Below are 19998 nucleotides of genomic sequence, written 5' to 3'. Positions count from 1 at the left end.
TTGTGATCTGCTTTTGATTCTGACCTCAGGCGCCCCGTCAAAAAACACGCTGGCCGCTAGCTAAATAACGGATCAATACCCCCGTACCCGATCCACCTCACCCAGCATATCCTGCCCCCGTTGATGACGCCGAATATCCTCCAGCAACCCCCAAAACGCACTCGCCGGCTGGGTCATTGCCGCAATATGCGGCGTCAGCACAATCTGCGGATGATCCCAGAACGGATGCTCGGCCGGCGCCGGTTCCTCTTGCAGCACATCCAGCACCGCGCCACTCAATTGCCCACTCCCCAGCGCCTCCAGCAAATCCGCTTCGACCAGATGCCCTCCACGGCCCATGTTGATCAGCGCCGCACCTCGGGGGAGTTGCTCAAACAGGCGGCGATCCAGAATCCCTCGGGTCTGCTCCGTCAACGGCAGCACACACAACAAAATATCGCACTGGCCCAGAAACGCCGGCAACTGCGCCTCGCCCGCGTAACATTCCACACCCGCCAGTTGATGAACGCTGCGCGCCCACCCCGACAGCGCAAACCCCAGTGGCGCCAACGTCGCCAGAATCTGCTGCGCCTGCGCCCCCAGCCCCATCACCCCCACGCGCCGGTTCGCCGCCGGTTGCAACAGGTGCCCCTGCCAGCAACGCGCAACCTGCTGCTGACGGTAACGCAGCATGTCCCGGTGCACACTGAGCACCGCCCAGCTGGCGTATTCGCACATGCCACGGGTAATGCCCGGATCCAGCAGGCGCACCACCGGGAGTTCCGGCGGCAGGCGGGACAGGTCGAGTTGATCGACCCCGGCCGACAACGCAAACAACACCTTCAGGTTGGGCAGCAATTGCGCCACATCGTCCGGCGCTTGCCAGGCGGCGAGGTATTCGATGTCTGCGGGGTTGCCGATGTCGGGCCAGGCGCGCCACTCGATGTCGGGGGCGTGTTCGGCGAACAGTGCCTGCCAGTGTTTGCCGCGCACCGGATCGGCTTTGTAGAGCAAGGCCATGGGGAGTTCCTGCTGGATAAAGGAGACGCTCATGATCGCCCAAAGCCCGGCGCAGGATCTGTTGAAAGGCCAGGGCAAAACAGTGGATCCGCATTTCTCACGGGCCAAGTTCGGCGTAGTTGGTTGCCCGCACGCCGTACTCTGAACAGCATCGCAATCACCTTCCGGTTGCCGCACTCACGATGGGAACAGCCATGAACAGCAAAGTCGACGAAACCCCTCATTTGCTCCGTCAGCGCGAGCAGTTCGTGCCCCGTGGGCTGGTTACCGCGCACCCGCTGGTGATCGACCGCGCCCAGGGCGCCGAGTTGTGGGACGTGGATGGAAAGCGCTATCTGGATTTCGTCGGTGGCATCGGTGTGCTCAACATCGGGCATAACCACCCCAAGGTGGTGGAGGCGGTGCAGGCGCAGTTGCAGAAAGTCTCCCACGCGTGTTTTCAGGTGGTGGCGTACAAGCCTTATCTCGACCTGGCCCAGCGCCTGTGCGAAATGATCGGTGGGCAGGAGGCCTATAAGGCGGCGTTTTTCACCTCCGGCGCCGAAGCGGTGGAAAACGCGGTGAAGATCGCTCGCGCCCACACCAACCGCTCGGCGGTGATTGCCTTTCGTGGCGGTTTCCACGGCCGCACGTTGCTGGGCACTACGCTCACCGGCATGAGCCAACCTTACAAGCAGAACTTCGGGCCGTTCGCGCCGGAGGTGTTCCACACGCCGTACCCGAATGCCTATCGCGGCGTGACCAGCGAGCTGGCGCTCAACGCCCTCCACGAGTTGCTCGCGACCCAGGTGGCGCCGGAGCGCGTCGCGGCGATCATTATCGAACCGGTGCAGGGCGATGGCGGCTTCCTCACCGCGCCGCCCGAGTTTCTCCAGGCCTTGCGCGCACTGGCCGACAAGCACGGCATTGTGCTGATCCTGGATGAGATCCAGACCGGTTTCGGCCGCACCGGCAGTTGGTTCGGTTTCCAGCACGCCGGTATCCAGCCGGACCTGGTCACCGTGGCCAAGAGCCTGGCCGGTGGCTTGCCGTTGTCCGGCGTGGTCGGCAAGGCGCAGATCATGGACGCACCGCTGCCCGGCGGGCTGGGCGGCACTTACGGCGGCAACGCCCTGGCCTGTGCGGCGGCATTGGCAGTGATCGATGCCTTCGAGCATGAGCAATTGCTGGCCCGTAGCCAAGTGTTGGGTGAACGCCTGCGCCAGGGCCTGCTTGGTTTGCAGGCGCGCTACCCGCGCATCGGCGACGTACGCGGCACCGGTTTTATGCTGGCAATGGAGTTGATCAAGGATGACCCGGCGCGCACCCCGGATGCCGACCTCAACCAGCGCGTGATCGATGAAGCCCGCGCCGGTGGTTTACTGGTGATCAAATGCGGTGTGTACCGCAACGTACTGCGCTTCCTCGCGCCGTTGGTGGCCACCGAGGCCCAGGTCGACGAAGCCCTGGAAATCCTCGACGGCGCGTTGGCACGGGTCTTGAACTGAGCCTGTGCCTGTTCAGGGTGAACTGCATCATTGGAGGCTTGACCCCACATGGGACTGACAGATTATCGAGCGTTGCTGATCGATTGCGATGAAGTGCTGGTGGACCGCGATTCGGGGGTGTGGGCGGCGTTGCAACCGCTGCTCGACAGCCGTGGCGGGCAGTCATCCAGGGAGCAGGTGTTGACCGAGTATGGCGCGGTGGTCGCAGCCTTGTACCCGCGCTTCGCGGAGTTGGGCTTCAGTGGCGTGCTGTGTTTTGCCCATCGTCAACTCGCCGAACGCTGGGGTGTGCACGCCAGTTGGGAGGAGGGCATGACCTTCGCCCGTTCGGCGGGCAATTGGTCACTGTTCGAGGACGCGCCAGGGGCTATGCTCTACTTGCGCAAGTTCTACCGCTTGCGGGTGCGTGGCGACCGCGATGCCGAGGATCGTGGCGTGTTGTGCGAGCGGCTGGGCATTGCACCGGAAGATTTCATTTCCCTGGCCGATGACCCGCAATGGCTCAACGAACAGGCAGCAGAGATGCAACCGGTGCTGCATGTGACGGGCCCGTCGGTCGGCGCAGAGGGTGCGCTGGACCGCTGTTTGATCGGCCGCCAGCGGGCCCGGCAACCTTCGCCGTGCGCGGCAGAGTATTGCATCAACAGCATGGCGGATCTGGTGGCGCAGCATCAGCTGTCTTTACGGCGCTGATTTTGCTAGAAGATTGCTTACAAACGGCAGTCAAGAGGTAGGCAATGGAAGGGCAAGTCAAGCTGGACCGTATCGACATCAGTATTCTGGTCGAACTGCAAAAGGACGGCCGGATGACCAACGTCAGCCTCGCCGACGCCGTGGGCCTGTCGGCCAGCCCGTGCCTGCAACGGGTCAAGCGGCTGGAGTCGGCGGGGTATATTTCCAGCTACAAGGCGCACTTGAACCTGGCCAAAATCACCGACTCGGTCACGGTGTTCACCGAGATCACCCTCAGCGACCACAAACGCGAAGACTTCGCCAAGTTCGAATCCAATATCCGCCTGGTGGACGAAGTGCTCGAATGCCATTTGATCAGCGGCGGCTACGATTACCTGGTGCGCTTTATGACCCGCAGCATCCAGCACTATCAGGAAGTGGTGGAAAGCCTGTTGGACAAGAACATCGGCATCTCCAAGTACTTCAGCTACATCGTGATCAAGTCGCCTGTGCTCAAGGATGGCGTGCCGCTGCGCAAGTTGCTGCGGCACTGAGTCCGGTTACTCCTGCAAATCCAACGCCTGTTGCTTGAGCTGGCGTTTGCGTTCGAAGGGCAACTGTTCATCATCCCGTAGGTTGGGTTGGGTTGGGTTGGGTTGGGTTGGGTGCAGCAGGAATCAGGTAGCGCTGCGCCAGTGCGGATGCGCATGTTCATCAATCATCCAGTGCGGCTGGCCGGGGGTGATACGCACGCCGCCGACCCAGCGCTCCTGCGTGGCGTGGTCGGGCCAATACGCTTGGCCATGGAGCACGTCCTGGCCCAATGCGGTCAGCGCCAACAGGCGCTGCGGCCAGGGTTTTTGTGGGTCGGTCTCGGTCAGCAACGGGTGCTCTGTATCAATCAGCGGCCGCATCAACGCGTGAAACATCATGTCCCCCAGGAACGGCAGCGGCTCGCGCTTGGCCATCAACTCGGCGAACACCCGGCCAAACGGCATGGGTCCGGCTTCGGCGAGGTAGGTGAGGGCCAGGCGCTCGGTCAGTGACAGACCATCGTGTGTTCCCGGCAATTCCTGCAGCTGGCGCAACAGCGCCGGGGCCAGCAAGGGCAGGGCGGTGTGCTTGCCGTGGGCCAACTCGGCCCATGCTATTGGCGAACTGTCGCAATAGGCCGACCAGGCCTGTTTGGCCAAGTGCACTGCATCGTCTGCGATTGGCTTGCGCTGTGGCCAAAGCCAGGCGAGCACATCAGGCGCCAGCTGGCCGATGCCGATAAAGCGCTCGACGCCGGGGATGCGGTCCACCTCGATCAACTCCAGCTTGCGCGGCGCCCGCTCAAGGCCGGCCAGTGCGCGGATCAGGAACAGTTGGTCATACGCATCCGCCTCGCACCACAACACGCTGTGTTCGGCGCTGGCCAGGGTGTCGAGGTGGTTGTACTCATCGTCGACGCGGCGCGCTGCATCGGCGGGGTCGATGCTGAACGACTGGCTGATAAACGTACTGCGCATGGCACGGAATGCGTGGCTCGGCAGGTCACGCACCGGGCCCATGCACAGCGGGTCGCTGAGCATCTGGAACCGGCCCTTGAACCCCGCCACTTGCAAGCTATGGGCGATGTCATTGCCGCAGCGCCAGTGGGTGGTGCGGGCTTCATCGCTGGCGTCGAAACCAGGATGGCGGGCGGCGAAGTCGAGGGCGTCGATATGGGCCTTGAGCTTGGGCCAACTGCTGAAGCCGAGCTGTTTGGCGATCTGCCATTGAGCCTTGGACAAAGTCGCAGTCGGGTCCTGGGCTTTGAGGCGCGCCAACAGCTCCTTGGCGCGCTTGCGCTGCTGCTCAAGGTTGAGACGGCCATCGGTGTTGGAAGATAAGGGGCGTTGCGACATACGATCTCCTTGCACAAACCTTTTCCGCTTTCAGGTTGGGAGTCGTAGAAGTGTGATATTCAGTCAAGGATCCTGGGCGCAGCCCTTTCCGCGGAAGGTGGCGTAGATAGCGCCAGGCACGGAATATAGGCAGCGAGGCAGTGGATTGCAAGCCGTTCAACCGAGTAAAGAGTGCATGACTGACACCCCTTTGATACAGACCCGCGCCCTGACGCGCATGGACGAGCGCCGCCAGGTGGCGTTGCTGCAGCCCACGGATTTCACCCTCAAGCGCGCCGACCGCGTGTCTATCACCGGTTCATCCGGTTCTGGAAAAAGCGTGTTCCTGCGTGCGCTGGCCTTGCTCGACACGCCGAGTTCCGGGCAAGTGCTGTGGAACAACCAGCCGATCGCCAACGCGCAGATCCCCCATTACCGCAGCCATATCAGCTATCTGTCCCAGCGCCCTGCGCTGCTTGAAGGCACGGTGGAGGACAACCTGCGTTTCCCGTTCAACCTTAAGACCCTGCGCCAACGCCAGTTCGACCGGAATGCGGTGACGACCTTGCTGGGGCATGCCGGCAAGGCGGCGGATTTTTTGAGCAAGAACGCGTTGGACCTGTCGGGCGGTGAGTCCCAAGTGGTCTCGCTGATCCGCACCCTGCAACTCAATCCTGAAGTGCTGTTGCTCGACGAACCCACCGCCGCCCTCGACCCTGCGTCATCGCGCGATGTGGAAGCGTTGATCGATGCCTGGTTCGCCGGCGACAAGGCCCGTGCCTATATCTGGGTGTCCCACGATCTGGAACAGGCCCGGCGCATGAGCGACATCCACCTGCACATGAGTGCCGGTGTCCTCAGCGGAGCGGCCCAGCCATGAACTATCAAAACCTTACCGCGCTGGACATGGGCATCGCCGCGTCGCTGATCCTGATCAACGGCGCGTTGTCGTTGCTGCTGCGCCTGGGCCTGGGGCGCCAACTGTTGTGGGCGGCCGTGCGCACCGTGGTGCAATTGCTGGCCATCGGTTATCTGCTGGGCTGGGTGTTCGAGTTCGCCTATTGGTACGTGGTGCTGCCCCTGATGTGTGCGATGACCTTGATCGCGGGGTTGTCGGCGGCGGGGCGTGGGCGCAGGACTTACCGTGGGCAAAAGGTCGACAGCATCCTGTCGGTGTGGGGCAGTTCGTGGCTGGTGACGGCGGTGGGCCTGTTTGCGGTGATCCGCATTCACCCCTGGTACGAGCCGCAATACGCGATCCCGATCCTGGGCATGATCCTCGGCAACACCCTGACAGGCGTGTCCCTGGGCATCGAACGCATGACCCAGGAACTCACTTCGGGCCGCAACACCATCGAAATGATTCTGGCCCTCGGCGGCTCACGCTGGGAAGCCGCCCAGGAAGCCATCCGCCAAGCTGTGCGCGCCGGCATGATCCCGACGCTGAACCAGATGACCGTGGTCGGCATCGTCAGCCTGCCCGGCATGATGACCGGCCAGGTACTGGCGGGGGAAAGTCCGGTGGACGCGGTGCGGTATCAGATCGTGATCATGTTTTTGATCGCCGCATCGTCGGCGTTGGGCACGGTAGGGGCGGTGCTGCTCACCTACCGGCGGTTGTTTTCGGTGAGTCATCGGTTTTTGCGCGATCGGCTTGAAGAGCGTGCGTGATTGTTTCGCCAGGTGAAATACTGGATTGTAGTTCCTGGTGATTCCAACGATCAGCGCAGCGGCGGACGATGCTGGTCGTCGATACCCCACTTTTTGGAGCCGTTCATGTCCCCGTCCGCGATCAAACTCTATGGTTTCCCGCTGTCCGGCCACTCCCACCGGGCTGAGCTGATGCTCTCCCTGTTGGGCCTGCCTACGGAATTTATCCTGGTTGACCTCAAGCAAGGCGCGCACAAATCCGCCGAGTTCACTACGACGATCAACCGCTTCGGCCAGGTGCCGGCGATTGACGACAACGGCACCGTGCTCGCCGATTCCAATGCAATTTTGGTCTACCTCGCCACGAAATACGGCAACGGCCAATGGCTGCCGAGTGATCCGGTGGGGCAGGCGCGGGTCCAGCGTTGGCTGTCGGCAGCTGCCGGGCAACTGCATGCCGGGCCCGCGACAGCGCGGTTGGCCACGGTGTTTGGCGCTGATGTGGACGCGGCGGCGGCCATCAGCCGTGCCCATGCCTTGCTGGTATTGCTGGAACAGCAACTGAGCGAAACGCGCTTCCTGGCCGGCGAGCAACCGAGCATTGCCGATATTGCGTTCTATACCTACGTCGCCCACGCGCCGGAAGGTGATGTGTCCCTGGTCGACTACCCTGAAGTGCGTGGCTGGCTCGCGCGCATTGAGGCACTTGCGGGTTTTGTCGGCATGCCGCGTACGGCGGTGGGGTTGCAAGCGGCATGATATGAACCCCCGTGGTGAGCGAGCTTCTGTGGTGAGCGAGCTACTGTGGTGAGCGAGCTTGCTCGCGCTGGAGTGCGCAGCGCTCCCGGCTTTTCAGTTCCACTGCGCAACCCAACGGGAGCAAGCTCCCCCGCCACAAAAAACTACAGGAGCCCCCGATGGACCGATTTCACGAAATGCAGGTGTTCCTGGCCGTGGCCGAGGAGGAGGGCTTCGCCGCCGCCGCTCGCCGCCTCAATACCTCGCCACCCAGCGTAACCCGCGCGATCGCGGCCATGGAGCAACGCATCGGCACCCAACTGCTGGCGCGCACCACGCGCAGCCTGCACCTGACCGAAGCCGGCCAGCGCTACCTGGAAGACTGTCGGCGCATCCTCGCCGAGCTGGACGAAGCCGAGGAAGCGGCGGCGGGCAGTTATTCCATCCCCTGCGGTCAGCTGACAGTGACCGCACCGGTGCTGTTAGGCGAGCTGTATGTGGCGCCGGCGCTGGGTGACTATCTCGACCGCTTTCCCCACGTGAACATCAATGCCTTGTTGGTGGACCGCGTGGTGAACATGACGGACGAGGGCGTCGACGTGGCCGTGCGCATCGGCCATCTGCATGAGCCGGCGCAGCAGGCGATCCGGGTGGGCGAGGTGCGCCGTGTGGTGTGCGCGTCGCCCGGCTATCTCGACGAGTACGGTCGGCCCGAACACCCCGACCAATTGCGTGGGGCCAGGATCATTTCCTTATCCTCTGGCGGCCAATCGGTAAGCGAGTGGGCGTTTGTCCAGGGCGACCAGACGCTGACGGTGCCCATCGAACCGCGCCTCGTCGTCTCGGCGAACAACGCGGCGATCAGCCTGGCGCGCCTGGGTTGGGGCATGACCCGTGTGCTGTCGTACCAAGTCGCGGCGGCAGTGGCGGCCGGTGAATTGGAGATTGTGCTGGAGGCCTATGAACCGGCACCGCTGCCGATCCAGTTGGTGTTCCAGAACAGCGGCCGTGTCCCGGCCAAGGTCAGCACCTTTGTGGATTTTCTCAGCCAGCGCCTGGGCCAGGACGCGGCGCTCCAGCGGCGCGGCTGATGGAGCGTTATCGCGATATGCAGCTGTTCGCGGCCTTGGCCGGTCAACCGAGCCTGGCCTCGGCGGCGCGCCGTGCGTGTGTGTCCGGCCCGACCCTGGTGCGCGCAATCGCCCGCTTGGAAACGCGACTGCACGTGACGTTGCTGCAACGCAGCACCCAAGGCGTGAGCCTGACCGACGCCGGCAGCGCCTACCTGGCCGACTGCCAGCGCCTGCTGGCCAGTGTGGACGCCGCCGAAGCCTCGGCCAAGGGGTCGCACGCGCAGGCCCAGGGCACTCTGCGGGTGTTTTTGCCGTTATTGTTCAGCCGTTACCTGATGGCACCGGTATTGGCCGACTACCTGGAGCGTTACCCCAACGTGCGCATAGTGGCGCGTTATCACGACTACGACCCCAACCTGCACGAAGATGGCCTGGACGTGGCGATCCTGGTGGGCGCGCTGCCCAGTTCTGCGCTGATTGCGCGGCCGCTCGGGCACGTGCGGCAAATCCTCTGCGCCAGCCCCGATTACCTCACCGCCCACGGCGAACCCCGGCACCCGAGCGAGCTCAAGCAGCATCAGTTGATCGCCAGTGCCGATCAGGTGCGTTGGGAGTTTCCCGGCTATTTGCTCAAGGCCCGTGCGCGGTTGGGTTGCTCCACGGTGCAAGGCGCGATCAACGCAGCCGTGCAGGGTGCCGGTGTGGTGCGTTGCCTGAGCTATCCGCTGCACGAGCCGCTGCACAGCGGGCAATTGCGCCGGATCCTGCCGGCCTTTGAAGGGCCGCCGCTGCCGGTCAACGTGGTGTATCGCGAGGGCCGCAATGCGCCGATGCGCGTGCGCAGTTTTGTCGACCATTGTGTGGCGGCGTTGCGCGGTCATCCGGCATTTCAGCTGGCGTAACAGTGGATTGCCTGGCGTGGGTATTCTCTCGCCGCCGTGCAGCGCGCAGCATCGACACATCCCATTGGAGGTGCTCGCCATGAACCCTATCGAACAGTCCCCCTGGCATGCCGGTGAACGGCAGATGCAGGAAAGCGCCGGCGTGGCCGAACGCATGGCCGTGGTTGGCCCCAAAGTGATTCGCGATCATTTGCCGGAGCAGCATCGCGACTTTTATCCCTGGTTGCCGTACCTGCTGCTCGGCGTAGTGGATGAGCAGGGCCTTCCTTGGGCGACGCTGGTGGAAGGCGCGCCGGGGTTCGCCCACTCGCCCGACCCGCACAACTTGCAGATTGACAGCCTGCCGTCTGCCAGTGATCCCGCCCGCACGGCCTTGCGCCTCGGCGCTGCGGTGGGTGTGCTGGGCATCGACCTCAACACCCGCCGCCGCAACCGCATGAACGGCCGCATCGGCGCTCTGGATCACGCGGGGTTTTCGGTAGACGTGGTGCACACCTTCGGCAACTGCCCCAAGTACATCCAATTGCGGCCCGTGGAGGGCGTCGCACGCAAACCCGGTACCGTGGCCGAACGCACTGCCATCCTGGACCTTGACGCACAAACGATGATTCGCCAAGCCGACACCTTCTTCGTCGCCAGCTATGTGGACGCGGATGGCGAACGCTCGGTGGACGTGTCCCATCGCGGCGGCAACACCGGCTTTGTGCACGTCGATGGCAATGTCCTGACCATCCCGGACTTTGCCGGCAACCTGTTCTTCAACACCCTGGGCAATCTGGCAGCCAACCCGGTGGCAGGGCTGCTGTTCATCGACTTTGAGTCGGGTGATGTACTGCAGGTTGCCGGGCATACCACGCTGATACTCGATGGCCCCGAAGTGGCGGCGTTTGAAGGTGCGCAGCGGTTGTGGACGGTGACCGTGGAGCACGTGGTACGGCGGCCGGCAGCATTGGCGTTGCGTTGGGAATTTGCCGGATTTTCGCCATTCAGTCTGGCTGTGGGGAAAGAGTAGGCCGGGTGGTGCTGTAGGCCACTTCAGGGAACAGCTGGTTGGTCATTTCAATGATCTTGCTCTGCGCATAGCGAGCTTGCTCTATGTGGTGAGCGGGCTTGCCCCGCGCTGGGCTGCGCAGCAGCCCCAACACCATTCGCCACAAAGTCTCGGGTGAGCGGGGTTGTTGAGTAATGGGGCCGCTGCGCAGCCCGGCGCAGGGCAAGCCTGCTCACTACAAGGATGCTGCCCACGGGCATTGCTCTAGCGCTGCGTCGTCAGCACTGCCCCATCCCCCCACGCCCCACCCAGCGCGGTGTACAGGTTCACCTGCGCCACCAACTGTGCCAGCCGATCCACGATCAGTGCCTGTTGCGCGCTGAACAGCGAGCGCTGGGCGTCGAGGAAGGTCAGGTTGCTGTCCACGCCGCTGCGATAGCGGTGTTGGGCCAAATCGTAATACGCCTGGTTGGCGGCGACGAAATCCCGTTGTGCATTGAGCTGGTCGGTATAGGTCTGCCGGGCCGCCAGGCCGTCGGCGACTTCCTGGAAGGCGGTCTGGATGGATTTTTCGTACTGCGCCACCGTGATGTCCTTTTGCAGTTTGGCGTAGTCGAGGCTGGCGCGCAGGCTGCCGGCGTTGAAGATCGGCAGGTTGATTTGCGGCTGGAACGTCCAGCTGCCAGAGCCGCCCTTGAACAGCCCCGACAGTTCGGTGCTGGTGCTGCCGGCGTTGGCGGTAAGGCTCACCGACGGGAAGAACGCGGCGCGGGCGGCGCCGATATTGGCATTGGCGGCGCGCAGTTGGTACTCGGCCTGGAGGATGTCCGGGCGGCGCTGCAGCAGATCCGAGGGCAACCCGGCGGGCACGCTGGCCACCAGGTCATCCGCCAGTGGACGGGATGGCAACGTTTGATCCACCGGGCCACCCACCAGCAGCGCCAGGTTGTTGAGGTCTTGCGCCACCTGGCGCTCATACCGGGCCACGCTGGCGCGGGTGCTTTCGACGCTGGTGCGCGCTTGCACCACGTCCAGGGCTGACGCTTTACCCGCGGTTTTACTCCGGCTGGTCAGGTGCAGGCTGTGGTCGTTGGCCGTCAGGGTTTGCCGGGCCAGGGCCAGCAGTTCCTGGTCGGCGCGCCAGGTCAGGTAGGCATTGGCGACGTTGGCCACCAGGCTCAATTGCGCGCTGCGCCGCGCCTCTTCGGTGCCCAGGTACGTGAGCATTGCCTGCTCGCTGAGGCTGCGCACGCGGCCGAAAAAATCCAGCTCATAGGCGCTGATGCCAAGGGTGGCGGAATAGGTGGAGGTGATCGCCGACTTACCGGTGCCATTCACCTCCCCAGGCACACGCTGGCGGGTGCCGGCACCGGTGGCGGACACCGCCGGGAACAGGTCGGCACGCTGGATACGGTACTGCGCCTGGAAGGCCTCGACGTTCAACGCGGCCACCCGCAGATCACGGTTGTTGACCAACGCTTCGCGGATCAGCTGTTGCAGCGCCGGGTCATGGAACAGTTGCTGCCAGTCCGAGACGGGCGCCAGCGCGCCGGCCTGCGCCAGCGCATACACGCCCGTCTGCGGATACTGTTCAGGCGTCGGCGCCACGGGCCGCTGGTACTCAGGGATCAGCGAGCAGCCAGCGAGCAAGAAGGCCATGCCGGCGAGAGAGAGTGTTTTCATCAAGCGCCCACCATCCACTTCGCCAACCCATGTCGGCCACTCACACCCAGCTTGGCGGCGGCGCGCTTGAGGTAGGTCTCGATGGAGCTGTTTTTCACGCTGAGCTTTTCCGCCATCTGCGGCACGGTGCCGCCGGTCAACAGGCCGAGGCACACTTCCTGCTCACGGGCCGACAGGGTGATGTCTCCAAGGGACAGGCGCTTGTAGAACTCGCGTTGCAATTGCGATTGCTCAAGCAGCGTATAGCTCGGCTCCGCCTGGGCCTGCGGCGCCTGGCGCAGCACGTTGGCGTGGCGTTCGATCAGTGGCAGCAGGGTGTCGGACAGGCACTTGAGAAACGACAACTGGGCCAAGGAAAACCCGCGCTCGCTCGGCGGCCGGTAGAACGAAATCACACAGCGCCGGTTGCCCTGGCGCGACACCAGGTTGCACTGGTGCGAGGTGCCGCGAGGGTGGGCACTGTTGGGTTTGGCGCTCATCTGGATCAGCAATGGGTCCTGCATGCTGAGCATTTGCTGCAGGAGCGGGTGGTCGTCCAACGGGCGTACGGCCAGAGGCGCAGGCAAGTCCTGCTTCTGGCCAGCGCTGCCAAGGAGCTTGATATCGAGCACGCGGTCGCGCAGCTCGTCGAGGGTCCATTCACTGAGGTCCACCAAGTGGATCGGTATCCATTTGCTGACCAGATGCAGCATATGGTCGGCAAACGCCTCATGGCCGCTGTGTGCAATCAATTCACCCATTTCAGCGTAGAAATTCGGGCTCTGTGTGTTACCCATGCTGCGCTTCAAACTCATAGCCATCTCATCCTTGATGTCGAAAACCGTCAACGAACTCCCTGGGCCTCTGGGGGGCGATCCGTTCCTCATGAACGAGAGTCGGCACTCGAGATTTTATTTAGCCAGGGGATTTGTCCTACGTATGTAGCGGAAACGAGGGACACAAGCTGCCATAAAAACCACGTCATTAATTCGACGTTTCTGAGAGCTGTTTCCGATCAAGAAAAACGCAGCGTAAATCTGATAATCGCTTAACTTTATGATTTATATAGAAAATAGTTATTTTAAAGGGCCGTTTTAAAAAACCAGCAGCGACCAGATGTAGTCGATGTCCTACAACTCTTTAATCGTTTCAGCAGTGAACCTTCAGCCAACCCGGATCCATCCATTTGAATGTCCGGGTTTCGGGTGACAGACAGCCCCCGACCCCCATGCTCAAATCCGGCAATTTCGCCGTCATGGGGCTCCCTGCGCGGCCAGCGCCTGACACCCATGAGAAGGATCTTATGCAGCAATTTCCCAACCTGCCGGCCAGCTTCCCCCTCACCTCGGCCCAACAGGACATCTGGCTCGATCAACTGCGGATGGGCGACTCACCGCTCTACAACATCGGCGGTTATGTCGACTTCGAAGGTGCGGTAGCGCCTGAATTGATCCAGCGCGCCGTCGAGCAGTTGGTGGCCCGGCACGACGCGCTACGCACTCAACTGCACAGTGATGACCACGGCCTGCCTCGACAAACCTTCGCCCCTGCGTTGGTGACCGAAGTGGCACAGCACGATTTCTGCGCACTGCCCGACCCGCATGCAGCGAGCCAGGCCTTGATGCAGGCGCACATGGCACGGCCGTATCCACGGGAGGGCGCGCCACTGTTCCATTTTTTCCTGGTCAAACTCGCCGACAACCACTACCGGCTCGGCACCCAGGCCCATCATGTGATCCTCGACGGCTGGGGTTTTGGACAGATGCTGCAATCGTTGGCGCACCTGTATACCGCTCTTGAACAAGGCTACCCACCCGAGCCACCGGCGCCGTCCTATATCGACTTTATCGACGCCGACCAGCGCTACCGCGACTCAACACGCTTCGCCCGCGATCGCGCCTACTGGCTGGATAAATACCAGGTACTGCCGGAGCCTTTGTTCCCGTCGAAGTACGTCGCCAACACGCCCAGCAACACCCTGGCGCAACCCTTTCCCATCGCCCTGCTCAAGCGCATGGAACAGCTGGCCAGCCGTTACCAGGCCTCGGCGTTCCATGTGCTGCTGGCGGCGATGTATGTGTATATCACCCGCACCGCCCAGCGCCCCGATTGGGTAGTAGGGCTGCCGATCCTGAACCGTTCCAACGCGCGTTTTCGCGCCACCGTGGGCTTGTTTGCCCAGGTCAGCGCAGTGCGTTTGCAGTTCGATGAACACCTGCCGTTCGGTGCCTTGGTGCGCGGCGTGCGCGACCAGCTCAAGCAGGATTTCCGTCACCAGCGTTTCCCGTTGAGCGAGATGAACCGCGAGCTGGGCCTGCACCGTGCCGATCGCGCCCAACTGTTCGACCTGTCGGTGTCCTTCGAGCAGGACGCCCATGAACTGCGCTACGGCGCCACCCAGGCTCGGGCGATCAAGGTGTCCAACCACCATGAAGCGCTGCCGATCGCCTTCCACCTGCGCAGCAACCGCCACCAGGACACCGCAAGTCTGCATTGCGTCTACAACGAAGCGTACTTCCAGCACGACGAGGTGTTCGCCTTGACCCAGCGCATTACCTGGTTGCTGGAGCAGGGGCTGGATAACACCGAGTTGCCAGTCGGCGCGTTCTGCATGGTCACGCCCGCCGAACAGGCCCGACTGCAGCAGTGGAACGCCACTGAACAAGCGCACGCGCAGCCACACACCCTGCACGCCCGCATCGAAGCCCAGGCCGTGCGCACGCCGGACGCTGTGGCCGCGATTTACCAGGGCCACCCGTTGACCTACGCCCAACTCAATCAAAAAGCCAATGGCTTGGCTCATCAACTGATCGAGCTGGGTGTGCAACCCGATGACCGTGTGGCCGTCCTGGCGCGCCGCGGTCTGGACACACTGGTGGGCCTGCTGGGGATTCTCAAAGCTGGCGCCTGCTACGTGCCGGTCGACCCGGCCCATCCCGCCGAACGCTTGAGCTATCTGCTGCAAGACAGCGCGCCGGTGGTGGTGCTGACCCAGCATGATTTACTGCAGAGCCTGCCTGCCCAGGCGGCGCCGGTGATCGAGCTGGACCGACTCACGTGCCAGTTCGGTGCCAACCCGCACGTGGCGGTCAAGCCGTCGAACCTCGCCTATGTGATCTACACCTCGGGCTCCACCGGTTTGCCCAAAGGCGTAATGGTCGAACACCACAGCGTCTGCAACCTGGTGGACTGGCACTGCCGGGCCTTCAACCTGCACGCGGGCAGCCACACCGCCAGCGTTGCAGGCTTTGGTTTTGACGCGATGGCCTGGGAAGTCTGGCCGGCGTTGTGCGTGGGCGCCACCTTGCACCTGCCACCGGCCCATGACGGCGCGGAGGACATCGACGCGCTGCTCGGTTGGTGGCGTGCGCAGCCGCTGGATGTGTGCTTCCTGCCGACACCGGTGGCTGAATACGCCTTCAGCCAGCGGCTGGAGCACCCGACCTTGCGCACCTTGCTGATCGGCGGTGACCGTCTGCGCAGCTTCTCGCGTGCGCAGACTTTCGATGTGATCAACAACTACGGTCCCACCGAGGCCACCGTGGTTGCCACCTTCGGTCGCGTCGAGGCAGGCCAGCCGTTGCATATCGGCGCGCCCGTCGCCAACGCGGCGATCTACCTGCTGGATGAGCGGCAGCGCGCTGTTCCCATCGGCGTGGCGGGGGAGGTGTACGTCGGCGGTAAAGGCGTGGCGCGCGGCTACCTGAATCGCCCGGAACTGAGCGCCGAACGTTTTCTCGACAACCCGTTTGCGCCGGGCCGGATGTACCGCACCGGCGACCTCGCGCGCTGGTTGCCTGACGGCAACCTTGAATACCTGGGCCGCAATGACGACCAGGTGAAAATCCGTGGCATGCGCATCGAGCTGGGGGAAATCGAATCGGCCCTGGCCACCCATGCGGATGTTCAGGAAGCCGTGGTGCAATCTCGCGCCGGGCAACTGCTCGCCTGGTTTATCCCACGCCAGCCCGTGGACATCGAAACCCTGCGCGCCCACCTGCACGCCTCATTGCCGGACTACATGCTGCCGGCGGCCTACATGCCGCTGGAGGCGTGGCCCCTGACCGCCAACGGCAAACTCGACCGCAAGGTATTGCCGGCGCCGACCCAGGTGGCGTTCGTCACTCGCCGGTTCGAAGCGCCGCGAGCCGGTGTGGAAACCGTCCTCGCCCAACTCTGGGCCGAGCTGTTGCAGGTGCAGCAAGTGGGCCGTCACGACCATTTCTTTGAACTGGGCGGGCACTCGTTGCTTGCCGTGCAATTAGTGCAGCGCATGCGCCAGGCCGGGTTGCGCGCCGATGTGCAGGTGCTGTTCGGCCAGCCGACGTTGGCGGCGCTGGCGGCGGTGAGTGAAGGCAGCGACGTGGAGGTGCCGGCCAATCGCGTCCCCGCTGACTGTCGCCATATCACCCCGGAGTTGCTGGCGCTGGCCGAGCTCGATCAAGCCAGCATTGATCGTATCAATGCCGGTATTCCCGGCGGTGCGGCCAACGTCCAGGAAATCTACCCCCTGGCGCCGTTACAGGAAGGTTTGCTCTACCACCACCTCACCGACGAGCATGACCCGTACCAGCAACAGGCACAGTTCAGCTTTGCGCGGCGCGACCAACTGGACGCCTTTGCCCTGGCCCTGCAACAGGTAATCGACCGCCACGACATCCTGCGTACCAGCCTGGCCTGGGATGCCCTGGAGCAGCCGATGCAAGTGGTGTGGCGTGCGGCCCGCCTGCGCGTGGAACCTTGGCGTGACGGTGACAGCCCGTTGGATTTGCGCCAGGCACCGCTGATGGCGCTGGACTATGCCGAAGCGCCCACGGGTTGGGTGGCCCGGCTGCGCTTTCATCACCTGGTCAACGATGCGACGTCCACCACGATTCTGATGCAGGAAATCCGCGCCCACCTGCTCGGCCAACAGGCGCAATTGCCGGCACCGGTGCCGTATCGCAATGTGGTGGCGCAGTCCCGCTCACCGGCGCGCCAGGCGGCCCATGAGGCGTTTTTTCGTGCGCAACTGGGCGATGTGGATGAGCCCACGTTTGCCTTCGGCGTGCAGGAGCGCCAGGCCAATCGGGCGGATACCGAAGAAGCGCAGCGTGCACTGAGTGACGACCTCAACCGGCGCTTGCGTGCCCAGGCCCGTGGTGTGGGCGTCAGCGCCGCCAGCCTGTTCCACTTGGCCTGGGCCCAGGTGCTCAGCCGCGTGGCGGGCCGTGATGACGGGGTGTTCGGCACCGTGTTGCTCGGCCGTTTGCAGGCGGGCGAGGGCGCCGATCGCGCCTTGGGTATGTTCATCAATACCTTGCCGTTACGCCTGCACCTGGCCGGGCAAAACGTCGCGGATGCGTTGCGTGACACCCATCACCAACTCAGCGCCTTGCTCGCCCATGAGCAAGCGTCGCTGGCCTTGGCCCAGCGTTGCAGCGGCGCGGCGCCGCTGTTCAACAGCCTGCTCAATTACCGCCATACCGATACCGAGCGCGACCTCGTGCTGGTGCCGGGCATTGCTCTGGTCAGTGCCGAAGACATTCTCAGCTACCCGCTGATGCTCAGCGTGGACGATACCGCCGGCGGTTTTAACCTCAAGGCCAAGGCCCCGCGCACGGTGGGCGCCGAACGTACCCTGGACTACCTGGAAACCACGCTGATCAACCTGGCCGAGGCACTGGAGCGCACGCCGCAAGCGCCTTTACGTGACGTGCAGGTGCTGCCCGCCCGCGAAGTGCAGACACTGCTGCTGGACTTCAACGCCACCGCCACCGACTACCCTGAAACCCTCACCGTCCAGGCGCTGTTCGAAGCCCACGCGCGGCACATTCCCCACGCGGTGGCGGTGCAGGCCGGTGAGCTGCAACTGACTTATCGCGAACTCAACGAGCGCGCCAACCGCCTGGCCTTCCACCTGCGCGAGCGTGGCGTGCAGCCAGATTCGCGCGTGGCGCTGTGCGTCGAGCGCGGCCTGGACCTGGTAGTGGGGTTGCTCGCGATCCTCAAGGCTGGCGGCGCCTATGTGCCGCTGGACCCCGGCTACCCCCGCGAACGCCTGGCCTACATGCTTCAGGACAGCCAACCGGTGGCGCTGCTGGTGCACGGGGCCACCCGCGACTTGCCCGGTGAAGTCGCCATCCCGGTGATCGATTTTGACCACTGCGCCTGGAGCCACGCGCCGGACGGCAACCCCTCGGTGCCAGGGCTGAGCGTCGCGAACCTGGCCTACGTGATGTACACCTCCGGCTCCACCGGCACGCCCAAGGGCGTGATGATCGAACATCGTGGCCTGGGCAACCTGATGCACTGGGGCTCGCAGTTGTGCCCCAATGCCGAGGGCGGCGCGCTGTTGCAACGGGCGCCGTTCAGCTTTGACGGCTCGGTCTGGGAGTTGTTCTGGCCGCTGGCCAATGGCATGCGCCTGGTTCTGGCGCGGCCCGATGGTCATCGCGAGCCGGCTTACCTGGCGCAGGTGATTCGCGAGCAACAGATCACCGTGATCAAATTCGTACCGGCAATGTTGCAGCAGTTCCTTGAACTGGAAGAGTCCGCGCTGTGCACCAGCCTCACCGATGTGCTGTGCGGCGGCGGCGAACTCACCGAAGCCCTGGCCCGTGGCGTGCAGGCGCGTTTGCCCAAGGTGCGCCTGCATAACGTCTACGGTCCCACCGAAGCCACGGTGGACAGCAGCGCCTGGACCCTGGAACCCGGCGCACCGGTCCCGGCGCTGCAATTGCCCATCGGCCGGGCGATCAACAATACGCGCCTGTATGTGCTGGACGAACACGACGCGCCGGTGCCCATGGGCGTCAGCGGCCAGTTGCATATCGGCGGCGTCGGCGTGGCCCGTGGGTATCTGGGGTTGGAGCAGATGACGGCCGAACGCTTTATCGACAGCCCGTTTGTGCCGGGGGATCGGCTGTACCGCACCGGCGACCTGGTGCGCTACCAGCCGGACGGCAACCTGGAATTCCTTGGGCGTAACGACTTTCAGGTCAAGCTGCGCGGCGTGCGTCTGGAACTGGGCGAAATCGAATCGTGCCTGCTGGCGCATCCAGCGTTGCGTGAGGTGGCGGTGCTGATTCGCGATGAGCGACTGGTCGCTTACTTCACCCTGCGCGGACCGGCGCCGAGTCTGGAAGACTTGCGCGTTCATGTACTGCAGCAGTTACCGGAATACATGGTGCCGGCGGCCTTCGTGGCGCTTGAAGAACTCCCCCTCAACCCCGCCGGCAAACTCGACCGCAAGGCGTTGCCAGAACCGGGTTTGGAAGCGGTGCTCAGCCGCGCCTATGAAGCGCCCCAGGGCGAAGTGGAAACCCTGATGGCCGGCATCTGGGCGCAGGTGCTCAAGCTGGAACGGGTAGGGCGCCACGACCACTTCTTCGAACTGGGCGGGCACTCGCTGCTGGCGGTGAACCTGGTCGCGCGCCTGCGCAAGGCCGGGCTGGAGGTGGATGCGCGCAGCCTGTTCAGTCAGCCGACGCTGGCGCAACTGGCCGCCAGGACCGTGGCGCAGGTGCAGCGGGTGGAGGTGGCGCAGACGGCGATTCCGCAGCTTGATCGGCGGCGGCGGATATGAAAGCAATCAATGTGGGCTTGCCAACTCCCGCAATGATCGCCCGCTTCTCATCCACTCCTGATTTATTCGCTACGGGGTTGTAAATCATCCTTCTAGTACCTTTTTCGACGATAAAGCACGAGCGAGCCAGGCGTTAGGGACTGGTATGGACGACTGATAAGAATATATAGGCCGTTTGTCGGATATTTTTGTTGGTTTCCTCGGTAAAGCTCTGAATCTTTAAACCCCCTTCGGGGGTAGGAAAGATTTTTAGTGCGAATCTGTGGTTCGTAAGTTGTTAATTCTATAAGTGTTCACATCTTCCCATCCTTGGTTGGTTGGAGGGCGACGTTGCTCGCAAGTATTTAACTTCTGAAATTAGTGAGTGAAACTTCCTAAATGCGGTAGTT

14 protein-coding genes are annotated in these 19998 nt (G+C 63.4%); 10 read left to right on the top strand and 4 right to left on the bottom strand.

The genetic code is table 11. The features are described 5' to 3' along the window. Positions 1 to 72: 72 nt before the first annotated feature. Positions 73 to 999 (bottom strand): 2-hydroxyacid dehydrogenase, encoded by a 927-nt coding sequence (locus AB3G88_RS16990; RefSeq protein WP_112196056.1) that lies wholly within the window; start codon positions 997 to 999, stop codon positions 73 to 75. Between the two features lie 194 nt (positions 1000 to 1193). Here AB3G88_RS16990 and gabT point away from each other — a divergent pair, with 194 nt between their 5' ends. Genes gabT through AB3G88_RS16975 form a run of 3 tightly spaced genes read left to right on the top strand, consistent with a single transcriptional unit; the run spans position 1194 to position 3712 of the window. Beyond that, positions 1194 to 2486 carry a 4-aminobutyrate--2-oxoglutarate transaminase gene (gene gabT / locus AB3G88_RS16985; protein ID WP_112196055.1) on the top strand — a complete coding sequence of 431 codons (1293 nt, stop codon included), beginning with the start codon at positions 1194 to 1196 and terminating at the stop codon, positions 2484 to 2486. A gap of 48 nt (positions 2487 to 2534) precedes the next feature. Next, complete coding sequence (locus AB3G88_RS16980) at positions 2535 to 3179, top strand: HAD family hydrolase (protein ID WP_099586574.1); 645 nt, start codon at positions 2535 to 2537, stop codon at positions 3177 to 3179. Positions 3180 to 3223: 44 nt separating this feature from the next. Beyond that, the gene (locus tag AB3G88_RS16975) at positions 3224 to 3712 is read left to right on the top strand and encodes an Lrp/AsnC family transcriptional regulator (RefSeq protein WP_010449292.1); all 489 of its coding nucleotides are present in this window, start codon (positions 3224 to 3226) and stop codon (positions 3710 to 3712) included. 123 nt (positions 3713 to 3835) lie between these two features. Here AB3G88_RS16975 and AB3G88_RS16970 read toward each other — a convergent pair whose 3' ends face one another. Then, positions 3836 to 5047: a DUF1835 domain-containing protein gene (locus AB3G88_RS16970; protein ID WP_480450832.1), complete on the bottom strand. Its 1212-nt coding sequence runs from the start codon at positions 5045 to 5047 to the stop codon at positions 3836 to 3838. Between the two features lie 175 nt (positions 5048 to 5222). Here AB3G88_RS16970 and AB3G88_RS16965 point away from each other — a divergent pair, with 175 nt between their 5' ends. From AB3G88_RS16965 to AB3G88_RS16940, 6 genes are all read left to right on the top strand, one after another. Next, positions 5223 to 5906, top strand: a complete 684-nt coding sequence (locus tag AB3G88_RS16965; protein ID WP_480450830.1) for an ABC transporter ATP-binding protein — start codon at positions 5223 to 5225, stop codon at positions 5904 to 5906. Further along, complete coding sequence (locus tag AB3G88_RS16960; protein WP_099586577.1) at positions 5903 to 6697, top strand: ABC transporter permease; 795 nt, start codon at positions 5903 to 5905, stop codon at positions 6695 to 6697. Before AB3G88_RS16965 ends, AB3G88_RS16960 begins: the two co-directional genes overlap by 4 nt. 105 nt (positions 6698 to 6802) lie before the next feature. Further along, positions 6803 to 7435, top strand: coding sequence for a glutathione S-transferase family protein (locus AB3G88_RS16955; protein ID WP_480450828.1), 633 nt, complete (start codon positions 6803 to 6805; stop codon positions 7433 to 7435). 158 nt (positions 7436 to 7593) lie between these two features. After that, the gene (locus AB3G88_RS16950; RefSeq protein WP_480450826.1) at positions 7594 to 8505 is read left to right on the top strand and encodes a LysR family transcriptional regulator; all 912 of its coding nucleotides are present in this window, start codon (positions 7594 to 7596) and stop codon (positions 8503 to 8505) included. Beyond that, positions 8505 to 9389, top strand: a complete 885-nt coding sequence (locus AB3G88_RS16945; RefSeq protein WP_480450824.1) for a LysR substrate-binding domain-containing protein — start codon at positions 8505 to 8507, stop codon at positions 9387 to 9389. The genes AB3G88_RS16950 and AB3G88_RS16945 overlap by 1 nt, the downstream gene beginning before the upstream one ends. Before the next feature lie 79 nt (positions 9390 to 9468). Further along, entirely contained in the window at positions 9469 to 10401 is a 933-nt protein-coding gene (locus AB3G88_RS16940; RefSeq protein WP_250924811.1) for a pyridoxamine 5'-phosphate oxidase family protein, read from the top strand. A 243-nt stretch (positions 10402 to 10644) separates the two neighbouring features. Here AB3G88_RS16940 and AB3G88_RS16935 read toward each other — a convergent pair whose 3' ends face one another. Next, the gene (locus tag AB3G88_RS16935) at positions 10645 to 12063 is read right to left on the bottom strand and encodes an efflux transporter outer membrane subunit (protein WP_480450822.1); all 1419 of its coding nucleotides are present in this window, start codon (positions 12061 to 12063) and stop codon (positions 10645 to 10647) included. Further along, positions 12063 to 12857, bottom strand: coding sequence for a helix-turn-helix transcriptional regulator (locus AB3G88_RS16930; protein ID WP_099586583.1), 795 nt, complete (start codon positions 12855 to 12857; stop codon positions 12063 to 12065). The genes AB3G88_RS16935 and AB3G88_RS16930 overlap by 1 nt, the downstream gene beginning before the upstream one ends. Positions 12858 to 13345: 488 nt before the next feature. Between AB3G88_RS16930 and AB3G88_RS16925 the strand changes: the two genes are divergently transcribed. Beyond that, positions 13346 to 19609, top strand: a complete 6264-nt coding sequence (locus tag AB3G88_RS16925; RefSeq protein WP_480450820.1) for a non-ribosomal peptide synthetase — start codon at positions 13346 to 13348, stop codon at positions 19607 to 19609. Positions 19610 to 19998: the final 389 nt, after the last annotated feature.

It is taken from the genome of Pseudomonas arvensis (genome assembly GCF_056688935.1).
Note: the sequence above shows the minus strand (reverse complement) of the source record. Positions and strands in the feature narration are given on the sequence as shown.